We start from the raw sequence: 14,428 nt of genomic DNA, 5'->3' as shown, positions 1-14,428 counted from the left end.
TTTATTGAATCACAATACAATCCAGCTAATTAAAATATACAGTTTAAGTCTGTTAAGTATTTTTTGTTATTACTTATTGGATACGACAATTGTAATCCCTACAATTTTAGAGAAGACCAAAAACTCCAAATACCAAGGATTTCTCACCTTTTTCTTTTCAGGAATTATTAAATATGGTTTATTAGCTATTGGAATTTTATCAATTGTAATTGTTAGTTTTTTAGTGATTAGAAAACAGTTTCTAACAAAACACAAATAAAAAAGCACAACAATTATGTTGTGCTTTTTAAATATCTATTAATAATTAAAATTATCTTGAATAATTTGGTGCTTCTTTTGTAATAGTAACGTCATGCGGATGACTTTCATTAATTCCTGAAGATGTAATTTTCACAAATCGTCCAGTTTCTTTTAAAGTTGCAATATCTTTTGCGCCGCAATATCCCATACCAGCACGTAAACCACCAATAAATTGATGTATACTTTCGTAAAGTTCTCCTTTGTAAGGCACACGACCAACAATTCCTTCTGGGACTAATTTTTTAATATCGTCTTCTACATCTTGAAAATAGCGATCTTTACTACCTTGTTTCATCGCTTCTACAGAACCCATACCGCGATAAGACTTAAACTTACGTCCTTCGTAAATAATAGTTTCTCCTGGACTTTCTTTTGTTCCTGCTAATAAAGATCCTAACATTACAGTATCTGCTCCAGCTGCAAGAGCTTTAGGTATATCTCCTGTATATCTTATTCCACCATCCGCTATCACAGGAACACCTGTTCCTTTTATTGCTGCAGCAACTTCTAAAACAGCACTAAACTGAGGGAAACCAACACCTGCAACAACACGTGTTGTACAAATAGATCCTGGTCCAATACCTACTTTTACCGCATCAGCGCCAGCTTCTACTAAATATTTTGCAGCTTCTGCTGTCGCTATATTACCAACAATTGCTTCTAATTGTGGGAATTTTTTCTTTATTTCTTTTAAAACATTTACAACACCTTTTGTGTGTCCATGTGCTGTATCTATAACAATTGCATCAACTCCTGCATTAACTAAAGCTTCTGCTCTATCTACTGCATCACCAGTTACTCCAATTGCTGCAGCAACACGTAATCTTCCGTAGTTATCTTTATTAGCTATAGGTTTTTGAGTAACTTTAGTGATATCTCTAAACGTAATTAAACCTTCAAGTTTATCACCTTCTACAATTAAAAGTTTTTCAATTTTATTTTGCTGAAGTATTTTCTCTGCATCTTTTAAAGAGGTACCAACTGGCGCTGTTACTAGATTTTCGCTAGTCATTACTTCTACAATTGGTCTAGAATTTTGATGCTCAAAACGTAAATCTCTATTAGTCACAATACCTTTTAATTTCCCTGTTGCATCAACAATAGGAATACCTCCAATACTATGCTCTTTCATAGCTTGTTTAGCATCTGCAACAATTGCTGTAGTTGGCAAGGTTACTGGATCTATAATCATACCACTTTCAGCACGTTTTACTTTACGTACTTTAGTCGCTTGCTCTTCTATAGTCATGTTTTTATGCAACACACCAATACCACCTTCTCTAGCCATAGCTATTGCCATACGACTTTCGGTAACTGTATCCATAGCTGCAGAAACTATAGGTACATTAATTGTTATATTTCTTGTGAATTTAGATTGAATATTGACTTCGCGTGGAAGAACTTCAGAAAACGCTGGAACTAGTAGGACATCATCGTAAGTTAATCCTTCGCCTACTATTTTATTGTTGTGTGCTGTCATGTTGCAATTAGAATTAATTGCGCGTAAAGATAATCATATTATAATAAACAAAAGCTATTTATCACAAATAACTAGCCTAATTAACCTTAATTTTACATTAACTTACTCTATGAATAAAAAAAGCTTACTGGTTTAGTAAGCTTTTTTGTTATTTATAATCTGTCGTTTTTATGCTTCAGCATGTAATGGTGCCCAATGTGAACATAACATTCCTGGTGCTGCTTTTTGTGGATTAGCACAAGATTTTTTATTAAATCTAGAGCATGTTTCGCAATTTGGATCGTTTTTTAAAGCCACTTGCATTTCAAAACTATCGCAAGTATAATGATCGTTAACTTGAACTTGGTGAGCACTACAGTAGTGACCTTCTGATATTTTTTGACAGTTTACACAACTGTTTCCTATTCTAATTGACATAACTTTTTATTTTTAAATTCAATTAAAACTATGACAATATCTTTTTAGAATGAATTTAAACAGCTGTTTTGCAACAGTTTGTATTTAGTCTGTTTTAAAATAGTAATTAGAATTTCATTTGTAAAGTTGCATAATAATTACGTGGTACAGATGGTATAATTCCTGGTCCAGGATATCCTGTAGCTCGTCTTGTAAAGTAATAATTGTCTAACGCATTATTAACGCCAGTTTCTAATTTAAACCTTTTGTAAGTATAACTTAAAGACACATCTAACACATCGTAAGCTGGAATTAGCCCAATCACTCCGCTTAGATCGTCTTGAGAACTCGAATTTGTTGCATCTGAAAACTGATCTGATAAATACGAATATTGCACATTTAACAACGCGTCTTTATATCCAAATTTAATACCTGTTTTTAGATTAAATTCTGGCACAAATTCTACTTTATTTCCTTCTACAGCATTAGCTTTACTAGACACATATTCTGATGTAATTACAGAAGTATTTAAAAATGTATTTAACTTAAAATCGTCATTTAGGTTTAGCACCTTTTTTAAATTGAAATCTACTAACGATTCTAATCCATAAATTACTGCATCTCCAATATTTCCTCTTTCACTTACAATGCGTCCATCGCCTCTATCTTTGGTAATAAATCCAATTCTTCTGTTATAGAATAATCCAAAAATATTAGCATCGTAAGACACATAGTTTTTTAAATTTCCTCTAATACCTAAATCGGCAGTAAAACCTTCTTCATCTGTAATGTCTGGATTAATTTGAAATGCTGGATTAGAAATATTTATATCTGAAAACGTGATCGATCTATAGTTTTGAGAAATATTAGCATAGGTTTCAAAATTGTTACTAGGTTTATAACTTAAACCTAAACCAAGTAATGCAAACGAACGCTCGAAATTTTGAAATGTATCTACCGTTTCGCTAAAAATAACATTACCAGCAAAATCTGTGTTTATGTTTTGATAAAATCCTTCACTTTCGGTTTTGATGTATTCAAATCTAAAACCTGGAGTTACTGAAAATTTATCGGATAGATATAAAATGTGTTCTCCAAAAACAGCCACATTAAGGTTAGGCAACTCGTATTTTGATTGGTTTGGATAATTTGGATATTGCTGTGTTGCAAAGTTAAAATTAGGATTTCCTTCTGCTGTTCCTGGACCTTGCTGTTCGGTATTGTTTGCTTTGTAAAACTTTGTTCCTATTAAAAAAGTAGCATCTTTATTAAACAACTTGTATTTGGTTAGCAATCTACTTTCAAAACCAAAATTACTAAAGTCACCTTTTATTAAATCTCGTTCTTGATTAGCGTCTTCTTGATTAACGCGATTGGTCCTAAAACCTAACGCATTACGTTGTGCTTTTAATCCAAAAAAGTTGAACGTAAAATTAGTTTTTTCTGAAAACTGATGCGCTAATTTTAAGTTATATAAAAACCAATCTACTTGAAACCAGTTTCGTTTTCTGTTACTTTGAAAAGGATCTTCGTTAAACATTCTATCTGTTAATCCGCCAGCTTGCTGCGCTAGGTAACGCATGTAGGTTACTTCGCCTTCTAATTTTGTTTTATCAGACAGTTGATAACCAATATGACCAAAAATGTTTTTAGACTCAAACTCGCTATTTGGTCTAAATCCGTCACCTTTTTTGTAATTAAAGTAACTATAGTAGCTAAATTTGTTTTTTGTACCGCTTACACTTGTAAAGTTGGTATACAAACCATAACTACCAACGGTATTACGCGTAATTAGTTCTAATGGTTTATTGGCATTTGGCGATTTAGTTTTAAAATTAATTAATCCACCAAATTGAGTCCCATATTGTAAAGATGCTGCTCCTCTAATAACTTGTATTTGCTCCAAACCTTCGGCTGCTGGCGTATAATAACTTTCTGGATATCCTAAAACATCGGCGCTAATATCGTAACCATTTTGTCTGGTATTAAAATTTGACGTTCTGTTAGGATCTAATCCGCGTCCGCCAATATTTAATTGTAAACCTGCATCGTCGTTTTCAAAAATATTTAATCCTGCAACTTGACTGTAAATTTGTCTACTATTATTGGTTGCTAGGTTTGCTAAAGATTGATCGACAAGCACAACTTCGGTTTTTTTACCTGCATAAATTGCAGTTTCTTCAACATCTTTTAAACGTTGTAGTTGAAACACTTCTGCTTTTCTTGCGGTTAACTGCACTTCAGATAATTGCTGCGTTAAGTCTTCTAATTCAATATTTAAATTAGTTGTTGTGTTTGTGTTTATTGTACGTTCTTCAATTTCAAATTCATAAGTAAAAAATGCTAATGTTAGTGTTTCTTTTTCTGTTTTAAACGTAAAAGTTCCGTTAGCATTGGTTTGTGTTAATAATCCTGATTGTTTATCATAAATTAACACATCTTGTATTGGAGATTGTGTAGATTTTGCAACAACTTTACCCGTTATTTTTTGTTGCGCGTAAGATACAATACTTAATAAAATTGCTGTAATTATAAAATTATAGTCCTTTAATGTCATCGTTAAAAGGTAATATCCAAGATTTTGGTTTAAAAGTTTCTTTTATAGCGTACAAATTTACGTCAGGATTTATAAATAAAGAACTTTGTCTTCCATTTAATGCAACATAACTTTGCACATATACTTCTACATTTTTATGTCCTTGTTTTGTAAAATGATCGCCTAAAAAGTGTGCGTATTCTAATATAAAGTCTGGCTGAAAGCTCATTTGCTTTTCTTGAAAGCTGGTTAAAAAATCAGAATTTTCTACGTAAAAAAATTCGCCTGTTTCTCCATTTACAATTTTAAAAGTTGCAATTCCCATTTTTTCCATAAGCATTACACGCCAAGAAAATCGATAACCTTCTTCAGTCCAAAATAATTCACCTGGATATAATAGATATCTAAAAGGAAACACTAGTTGAATGGCGAAAAAAAGCAATACAATTCGCTTTTGAAAGCTTAGTTTTGAAGGAAATGTTTGTAAATACAAAATGGTGCTCTTTTTATATTTTGAAAGACTTTTATTGATAAAGTTGATAATTTTAAGATGAAAATTATAATCGAAAAATATCAGCGTAGACACAATCATGATATACGGAAACATTCCTATGTTAAAAAGCACTCGCGTAAACACATGAAATATAACAACCAAAATAAACGCAAACCATCTGGTGCGTTTATAGAGTAGTAAAAACGGAATTAAAATATCGTACAACATACCAGACCAACTCATCGCATAATGAAACCAGTTTTGTTGCATCAACGTTTCGCCTAAAACTGGTAAATCGTATTTAGAAGGCAACCATATTTTTAATGGCATAGCTTTAAACAACCAATCACTATTAAGTTTTGCGATACCTGCAAAAAAATAAACAAGTCCTAATAACAGTTTGACAGAATCTATTGTCCAACTTGGAACTTGTGTATAGCTTTTATTTTTAAAATAACTGTCTAAAGAAAACCTAGCATTTGCTGGAAGAAAAATTAATAAGAAACTTAAAATACTTATAAAGTAATAATGGTTTAGATAAGTGGTTTTATCCATTAATTCTATATAAGTAAAACTTAAAAAGAAACCTATAATTGCCAATCTATACTTGTATCCAATTGCAACCAAAAACGCCATTACAAAGCAAAATCCAAAAAGCAGATACGTAAATTGACCTAAAGGTTTTACCCATGAAAATCCATAATAAGAAAAATGAAATTTTGGTTGAATGTAAAGTGTTTCTATCCATCCATTTACCCAAAACCTAATAAGACTATAACACATCATTAAACCAAAAAACAATCTAAACACTACCAAAGAAGCAGCGTTAGATTGTTTATTTAGGTATATAGAAAGTGATTTATACATCTTAAAAAAAGCGCCTAAAAAAGCGCTTTTATAATTATTTGAGTTACAAATTAATCGCCATCTGCATCTACGTAATCTACATTAATATTAAAAGCCTGTAACATGTCTACTTTAAAGGATACTACTGCTAATTGTAGCACATCAAAAGTTTCGGTCATTTGTGTGTTATCTGTATTTACTTGTGAGTAAAAATTATCTTGTAAGGTGTTAATCTTATCACGTCCGTTATTTAATTTTGTAGTTATTGTAGTTACTAAATCTTGTCTATTTAAGTAATTAAGGTAACTAGAAAATGAAGATCCTGTTTCTAACTGATCGTAAGATACACCATTAAAAAAGTTTTGAACAGCATCTATTGCTTCTAATGCTAGAGTTTTAGAGTAAACTTTAGAGTAATAACCTTCCACTTTTTCGCTTAATGGTGTTGATCCAGAAAACACACCAGCAGGAATACCAAACTTATTGGCTCTAAAGCCTTTTTCGTAATAAAAAATAAAATCGTTTGTTAATTTATTAACTGCGCTAGTAGATGTATTATCTGTAGAAGCTGTAAAGGAATTTATGTAATTAGCTTGCCAATCTGTTAAAACAATAGCGTTTAAATCGACCATACGATCTACCAAATCATTTAAGTAGTTTACATAGTTAGCGTCGTTATATTTTGAAAGAATTGCATTATCGTCTGTATCTAAACCAAATAACATATAATCTAAAGCAGGAAAACCAACTGCATCGTTATTACCAACTGCGCTTAAATCGTAATTTTGTGAGGCAATATTAGACTCGATATCTTGTGTGTTTGTTGGATAAACATTCATTTGAAACACATAAGAAATCTCTTCGGCTTTACCAATATTAAACATTTCTACATGTTGCCATACTTTGTAGGCTTCTAACCAACTTGTTCTTAATTGCTCTAAATTGGTTTGATTAACTGTCGAGATAAAAGTGTTTTTATCTTCTTGTAATGTTTCTAATTTTTGATCTAAATCTTGAAGTGCTGGAATAATTGAATTATTAGCCCAATTACTTAACATTGCGCTTCTATCAAAACCATCGTTACGTACTGAAGAAGAACTCTCTTCACTTGAAGTACACGCAACAATCGTGATTAAAATAAGTAGACTAAAGGCAATTTTTTTCATGTAATAATTTTTTTTGCAAAAATACAAAATAGCAGTCACCTTTTAAATAAAAGACAACTGCTAATTTGAAAAAGAATATTAAAAACTAATTAACTTCCTGCTTGAGCAGTTGTAAAATTAAATTCTGCTGAAATTTCATCAGAAATTGTTTGTAATGTTGTTGGTGTTACATCCCAAAATCCGTTGTTAGACATTAATGTTTGGATGTAAGCATCTACATCTGCTTTTGTAAAGTAAGGCTCATTTGTGTTTGGTTTTCTTGTAAACTGTAAACTGTAAACAAACCCATAACCTTCTGATAAATCATGAAACACTGAAGCCATATCTGGATTAGCAGCTTCTAAACCTGTTTTACCTTGTTGTAAATAATATACAGCTCTTATTCCTATAATTTCAGAAACTTTTTCTCTTATAATTTGTGCTTGCGCATCTCTTACGTCGTAGTTTTTAGCTACAATTGCAGCACGTCCTAATTTAAATGCATTGTAAATATCCATTGCGATTCCTGAGAAATCAGTATCATTTTCTACTCTAGATAAATACTTATTTAAAAAGCTATCTGCACCTAATGCTGGCATTGCTGCATTAGTTTCTGTACCATATAAATACCCAAATGCTTCGTCCCATTTGTGCTCCATATTAGTGTAGTTTTTTCCTTCAGCTAAAACAGCATTGTTATTATCTGCAACGTTTGTTCCAGCATCTAAAACTGAAGTACTTAAGTAATTGTTTAGCATTTGATCTACCATTAATGCACCAATTAAACCTTTATTAAAAGCTTGATTGTACTCTAAACCTTTTTCGTTAACATATCTTGTAGATCCGCCACCAGCTTCTTGTATTTGACCAGCTACACCAGATGTAGCGTTAGTATTCCAATTAGGATAAACATCGTTTACTTGATTAGTTATAAAAGCATCAAAATCTGCTCTTATAGCGGCTTGATCTGTAGTGTTTGCAGAAAAATAATCTGAAGATGCTGCAGTTTTACTCTTTATGCTTTTAGTAGATGCGTTTAAGCTAGCATCAGAAAAATCGTTATTACCTTCTTGATGATCAAACATAGCTTGTAATTGAGCTGCTGTAAAAGATGTATTTTTTAATCCAGAGATAAGCTCTTCTGCCATTAAAATACGATCGGTTTGACCACTATAACTTACTGTTGTAGATCCGTTTCTTTCAAAAGTGTAAGTATCTGGTGCAGTTACACCATTACCATCTTCTATTACTATTGTATCGTTATCGTCACTAGAACAAGAAAATAACGCGGTTGCAACACATAAAGTTAAAACTAATTTTTTCATGTAAACTTCTGTTTATTTAGACTTGATTTAAATAATTTAATTTTCAGTGTGCAAAAATAACACTGAAAAACAGTTTACACAAGTTTATTTAGATTAAATTTAAATAAAAATATTAATGATAGACTTTAAAAATCTTTGAAGCCTCATTATATGCGCTTTCAAAAGACATCGCATTTAGGTCATGCGCCTTTTTTGTAGTTAGATAAGAAAAGACTTTTTCTGTTGGCATATTTCCGGTTAATTCATCTTTAGCCATAGGACAACCACCAAAACCTTGTATAGCTCCATCAAAACGTCTACAACCTGCATTATAAGCTGCATCTACTTTTTCAAACCATGTACTTGGCGTAGTGTGTAAATGCGCACCAAATTCGATATTTTGATATTTCGGAATTAAATTTGAAAACAGATAATCTATATTTTCTGGATTAGATGTACCAACCGTATCACTTAAGGATAAAATTTCTACACCCATTTTACTTAACTTTTCTGTCCACTCGCCTACTATTTCGACATTCCAAGGATCACCGTAAGGATTTCCGAATCCCATGGAAATATAAACTACAACCTTTTTATTAGATTGATCTGCTGTATTTAAAATATCGTTTAACAAGTCTACAGATTGTGCTATTGTTTTATGCGTATTACGCATTTGAAAGTTTTCTGAAATAGAAAAAGGATAACCCAAATAATCAATTTCTGGATGTTGACAAGCATCTTGAGCACCACGTAAATTTGCTACAATTGCCAATAATTTACTTTTGGTTTTGCTTAAATCTAATTGCGCTAACACTTCGGCTGTATCTACCATTTGAGGTATAGCTTTAGGTGACACAAAACTTCCAAAATCTATCGTATCAAAACCTACACGTAATAAAGATTGTATGTACTGTACTTTTTTTTCGGTAGGAATAAATTGCTTAATGCCTTGCATGGCATCTCGCGGACATTCGATTACTTTAACTAAGTCGTTTTTCATGGTCTTTCAAAGATAAAAAAGAAATAGATTTTTGGCTTTATTTCTTCTGAAAAAAGATGAATACAGAAATTCCTACAAACACAACTATTTGCAACCATTTTAGTACTAATCCAGTGTTTTTATTCTGTTTTAAATACTCCGAAATAAATCCTGAAAGCACTGCGATTGCAGAAAATATTATTAAAGAAGTGAGCATAAACAGTAATCCCAATACATAAAATTGCGTTACTGTTGATAAGGTTTCTGAAAATAAAAACCCAGGGAAAAATGCCAAAAAGAAAATAGACACTTTTGGGTTTAACACATTCATTATTACACCTTGCTTAAATAGTTGCCACAAACTTTTTTTTGGTGTGTTTTCAGTAGTTAAAGCAACTTCAGCATCACTTTGATAGACTTTATAAGCCAAATACAATAAGTAAACAGCACCTAAAATTTTAAGGATTAGAAAAAGTGTATCGTTATTTTTAATAATAGCAGACACACCAAAAGCAACCAATGTTGTGTGTACCAAACAACCAGAAATTAAACCTGCAACGGTTGCTAAACCATAATTACGACCATTAGTTATGCTTTGCATTAACACATAAATATTATCTGGTCCAGGCGATATGGCTAAAGCCGAAGTCGCTACAACAAACCCTAATAAGGTTTCGATAGTCATTTAATTTTGGTTTAAAATAGCTTGATTAATCTGCTTAATTAATCGTGGTCCTTCATAAATAAAACCAGTATAAATCTGAACTAAATCTGCTCCAGCTTCTAGTTTTTCTAATGCATCTTCAGCACTGTGTATTCCACCAACACCAATAATTGGGAATGCTTTATTACTTTTTTCTGCTAAGTATTTAATCACTTTTGTCGATTTCTCTTTTATAGGTTGACCACTTAAACCTCCATTTCCAATAGCTTCCAAACGTTCTGTCGATGTTTTTAGTCCTGTGCGATCTACAGATGTGTTGGTTGCAATAACTCCATCTAGTTTTGTTTCTTTGATGATTTCTATGATTTCATCTAACTGAATGGTATTTAAATCTGGAGCAATCTTAAGTAAAATTGGTTTTTTAGGTCTCGACTGCGCTCGACCTGACAATTCTTCGTTAGCTTTTTGCACTTCGCTAATCAGTTCTAACAAATAATCTTTATCGGTTAATTTAGCGTGACTTCCAACGTTTGGACAACTTACATTAAGCACAAAATAATCAACATACGGATGTAAACCTTTAAAACACTCTAGATAATCTCTGGTGTAATCTTCTGGTGCTGTATCGGTATTTTTTCCAATATTTCCACCTATAATTAACTTTCCTTTATTTCGTTTTAATTGTGTAATTGCTGCTTCTAACCCTTCGTTATTAAAACCCATTCGATTTATAATTCCTTGGTCGTCTTTTAATCTAAACAAACGTTTTTTTGGATTTCCAGCTTGTCCTTTTGGCGTTACGGTTCCTATTTCTATAAATCCAAAACCAAAGTTGGCTAATTCATTATACAGTACTGCATTTTTATCAAAACCTGCTGCTAATCCTACTGGATTTTTAAAGGTTAATCCAAAAAGGTTGCGTTGTAGTTGTTTGTCTTCTACAACATATAAACGTCTAAACACCGAAGTCATTCCTGGTATTTTAGAGGTTAATTTAACAAGCTTAAATGTAAAATGATGAATTTTTTCAGGATCGAAACTAAAAAAAAGCGGTCTTAAAAGGGATTTGTACATCGTGTAATGTTTGCACAAAAGTAGTGTGAAAAAATGTGATTTACAATTTATATAATCTTGAATAATTGTACTTTTATACTTTCAAATAAAATAAACACTCAAAATATGATTTCAAAAGAAGACATCATCAAAAGATTTGTTAGCTACGTAACTGTAGATACCGAATCTGATCCAAATAGCGACACAACACCAAGTACCAAAAAACAATGGGATCTTGCCAATGCTTTAGTGCAAGAATTACAAAATATAGGCATGCAAGATGTTAGTATTGATCAAAACGCTTATATCATGGCTACGTTACCAAGTAATGTGGATCATGACGTGCCAACTATTGGATTTATCTCGCATTTTGACACCTCACCAGATTTTACTGGCGCTAATGTTAATCCGCAAATTGTAGAGAATTATGACGGAAAAGACATTGTTTTAAATGAAGCTGAAAACATAGTTTTATCACCGGATTATTTTGAAGATTTATTACTTTACAAAGGTCAAACCTTAATCACAACGGATGGTACAACGCTTTTAGGTGCTGACGATAAAGCTGGTATTTGCGAAATTATTTCAGCAATGGAATACCTGATTAAAAATCCACAAATCAAACACGGAACCATTAAAGTTGGCTTTACTCCAGATGAAGAAATTGGTCGTGGTGCACACAAATTTGATGTCGAAAAATTTGGTGCGGATTGGGCGTACACCATGGATGGAAGTCAAATTGGTGAGTTAGAATACGAAAATTTTAACGCTGCTGGCGCTGTAGTTAAAGTAAAAGGAAAAATTGTACATCCTGGTTATGCTAAAGGAAAAATGGTTAACTCTATGTACATTGCTACAGAGTTTATCAACTCCTTACCAAGACTAGAAACACCAGAACATACAGAAGGTTATCAAGGATTTTTTCATTTATATTCTATAAAGGGTGAAGTTGAAGAAACCGTACTAGAGTATATCATTCGTGATCACGACAAAGAGCATTTTGAAGCTAGAAAAGAAATGATGCAAAACTTAACCGACGAGCTTAACCAACAATACGAGCGTGAAGTAGTAACGATTGAAATTAAGGATCAATACTTCAACATGAAAGAAAAGGTAGAACCTGTAATGCATATTGTTGATATTGCTGAAGAAGCTATGAAACAATTAGACATTAAACCGTTAATAAAAGCTATTCGTGGTGGAACAGATGGATCACAATTAAGTTATATGGGCTTACCGTGTCCTAATATTTTTGCTGGCGGACATAATTTTCATGGACGTTATGAGTATGTTCCTGTAGAAAGTATGATAAAAGCAACAGAAGTGATTTGCAAAATTGCTGAGTTGACCGCTGAAAAGTATAAGTAATAAAAAAACAATGTCTAAAACACTTTTTATAATCTTTTCGTTTTGGTTTACACTTCCTGTGTTTTCTCAATTTAAGGATAAAAACTTCTTTTCTCATAAAAATGATAAAGAGATTATTGAAAGTGTTTTAGATAGTTTAAAAAATCCCAAATCTCTTGAAAGTTTATTCTTAAAAAGTAATAATGAGAATTATAAATCTTTAGGTTTTAATTATAAGATATATTCTTCTGTCATCTATAGAAGAAAACTTGTTATAACATGTGATTTTCTTTATTTAAAAGATTCTTTAATTAGTTACGTTTTAAAACCAAAATTACCAAATAGTAAAAGGCTTCAAAAAAAACACTTAAAGTTTTACAATAACACTTTTGAAGTTACAGAAGATAACACAATAAAACCTCTGTTTTATAATTATGAAACGTTTTACAAGCCTTTAAAATATTATAAAGGCAAACGGATTTCTAACCCTGAAATAGACCATTTTATGTCTACAGAATCAGGTTTGTATTATGGAGAAGTTGTTGGTATTTATGCTGTTCCAATAGAAAACTGGAAATTATTACTCGATTTAGAAGACCAATTAACTAGTGATGTTATCCTTCAACTTTTATATAGTAAAAACCCTGTTAGTAGACTTAATACCATTAAATATTATTATTTAAATTCGGAAAAATTTGCAGATAAAAGAGACGAAATTGAAAATACAATAAACTGGACTAGTCTAAGAGGTGACACATTAATTAATTCTGTTTATGGTTGTTTTTCAGAGCATTCATATTTAAGAATTATAGCTAAACAATTAGAAGAAAATTATATAAAACAAAAAACCTCACAAGACTAATCCTGTGAGGTTTTTATTTTATTTTGAGTTTGTAAGCTAAAGTTTACTTAGCATTTACTAATTCTACATCAAAAATTAAGGTGGCATCTGGTGGAATAACACCGCCAGCACCACGAGAACCGTAAGCTAAATCACTTGGTATTACAAAACGTGCTTTATCACCAACGTTTAATAATAAAATTCCTTCGTCCCAACCTGGTATAACTTGTCCCATACCTACTAAGAATTCGATAGGTTCGTTACGTTTGTAAGAACTATCAAATACAGTTCCGTCTGCTAATTGTCCTTTATAATGTACAGAAACTTGATTACCTTTTTCGGCTTTTTTACCACTTCCTTTTTGTATGATTTGGTAACGTAAACCACTTTTAGTTTCATCAAAACCTGCTGCTAATTTATCTAACTCAGCACGTTTTGCTTCACGTTCTTCAGCAATACGTTTTTCTCTAGCACCTTCAAATACTCTAAAAGCTTCAATAGCGTTAAAGTTTTTTGCTGCATCACCTTCTCTTACAATTTCTAAAGATTCAATAACATCGCCTTGTTGGATAGCATCTACTACATCTTGCCCTTCTACAACTTTCCCAAATACGGTATGCTTACCGTCTAACCAATCTGTTGCAACGTGAGTGATAAAAAATTGACTACCATTTGTTCCTGGTCCTGCATTTGCCATACTTAAAACTCCTGGTCCATCGTGTTTTAAATCTGGGTGAATTTCGTCATCAAATTTATAACCTGGATTTCCTGTACCTGTACCTTGAGGACAACCACCTTGAATCATAAAATCACTAATCACTCTGTGAAATTTTAATCCATCGTAATAAGGTGTTCCTTGTGGTTTTGCAGAGTTTTCCATGTTTCCTTCTGCTAAAGCTACAAAGTTACCTACTGTTCCTGGTGTTTTTTCAAATTCTAAATTAACAAGAATTGATCCTTTTGAAGTATTAAATTTTGCGTATAAACCGTCTTGCATTGTCATATTTTTTTAATGAATTGCAAAGATACGTAATGATTTAAGAT

Annotated in this window: 12 protein-coding genes; 2 read left to right on the top strand and 10 right to left on the bottom strand. The window is 31.9% G+C overall.

Annotated elements, in window-relative coordinates; genetic code table 11:
• Positions 1-310: 310 nt before the first annotated feature.
• The 9 genes from guaB to INR78_RS10100 form a co-directional block, all read right to left on the bottom strand.
• Complete coding sequence (guaB, locus tag INR78_RS10140) at positions 311-1,780, bottom strand: IMP dehydrogenase (RefSeq protein WP_223076429.1); 1,470 nt, start codon at positions 1,778-1,780, stop codon at positions 311-313.
• Between the two features lie 168 nt (positions 1,781-1,948).
• A complete protein-coding gene (locus tag INR78_RS10135) occupies positions 1,949-2,197 on the bottom strand; it encodes a hypothetical protein (RefSeq protein ID WP_223076428.1) in 249 nt (82 codons plus the stop codon).
• A gap of 106 nt (positions 2,198-2,303) precedes the next feature.
• Positions 2,304-4,733, bottom strand: a complete 2,430-nt coding sequence (locus INR78_RS10130; protein WP_223076427.1) for a TonB-dependent receptor domain-containing protein — start codon at positions 4,731-4,733, stop codon at positions 2,304-2,306.
• Complete coding sequence (locus INR78_RS10125; protein ID WP_223076426.1) at positions 4,714-6,072, bottom strand: HTTM domain-containing protein; 1,359 nt, start codon at positions 6,070-6,072, stop codon at positions 4,714-4,716. The genes INR78_RS10130 and INR78_RS10125 overlap by 20 nt, the downstream gene beginning before the upstream one ends.
• A gap of 50 nt (positions 6,073-6,122) precedes the next feature.
• Positions 6,123-7,217, bottom strand: coding sequence for an imelysin family protein (locus INR78_RS10120; RefSeq protein ID WP_223076425.1), 1,095 nt, complete (start codon positions 7,215-7,217; stop codon positions 6,123-6,125).
• 89 nt (positions 7,218-7,306) lie between these two features.
• Positions 7,307-8,521 (bottom strand): DUF4856 domain-containing protein, encoded by a 1,215-nt coding sequence (locus INR78_RS10115; RefSeq protein ID WP_223076424.1) that lies wholly within the window; start codon positions 8,519-8,521, stop codon positions 7,307-7,309.
• Between the two features lie 112 nt (positions 8,522-8,633).
• Positions 8,634-9,500, bottom strand: coding sequence for a hydroxymethylglutaryl-CoA lyase (locus INR78_RS10110; protein WP_223076423.1), 867 nt, complete (start codon positions 9,498-9,500; stop codon positions 8,634-8,636).
• A 37-nt stretch (positions 9,501-9,537) separates the two neighbouring features.
• Positions 9,538-10,164 (bottom strand): LysE family translocator, encoded by a 627-nt coding sequence (locus INR78_RS10105; RefSeq protein WP_223076422.1) that lies wholly within the window; start codon positions 10,162-10,164, stop codon positions 9,538-9,540.
• On the bottom strand, positions 10,165-11,217 hold the full coding sequence (locus INR78_RS10100) for a quinone-dependent dihydroorotate dehydrogenase (RefSeq protein WP_223076421.1): 1,053 nt from the start codon (positions 11,215-11,217) through the stop codon (positions 10,165-10,167).
• Positions 11,218-11,322: 105 nt separating this feature from the next.
• Between INR78_RS10100 and pepT the strand changes: the two genes are divergently transcribed.
• Positions 11,323-12,564, top strand: coding sequence for a peptidase T (gene pepT, locus INR78_RS10095; RefSeq protein ID WP_223076420.1), 1,242 nt, complete (start codon positions 11,323-11,325; stop codon positions 12,562-12,564).
• Positions 12,565-12,574: 10 nt separating this feature from the next.
• Positions 12,575-13,405, top strand: coding sequence for a hypothetical protein (locus tag INR78_RS10090; RefSeq protein ID WP_223076419.1), 831 nt, complete (start codon positions 12,575-12,577; stop codon positions 13,403-13,405).
• Between the two features lie 43 nt (positions 13,406-13,448).
• On the opposite strand, the gene INR78_RS10085 is transcribed toward INR78_RS10090, so the two are convergent.
• Entirely contained in the window at positions 13,449-14,381 is a 933-nt protein-coding gene (locus INR78_RS10085) for a peptidylprolyl isomerase (protein ID WP_223078058.1), read from the bottom strand.
• Between the last annotated feature and the right edge of the window lie 47 nt (positions 14,382-14,428).

The sequence above is a fragment of the Mesoflavibacter sp. SCSIO 43206 genome (assembly GCF_019904215.1).
In the GTDB taxonomy this organism is placed as follows: Bacteria; Bacteroidota; Bacteroidia; order Flavobacteriales; family Flavobacteriaceae; genus Mesoflavibacter; species Mesoflavibacter zeaxanthinifaciens.
Note: the sequence above shows the minus strand (reverse complement) of the source record. Positions and strands in the feature narration are given on the sequence as shown.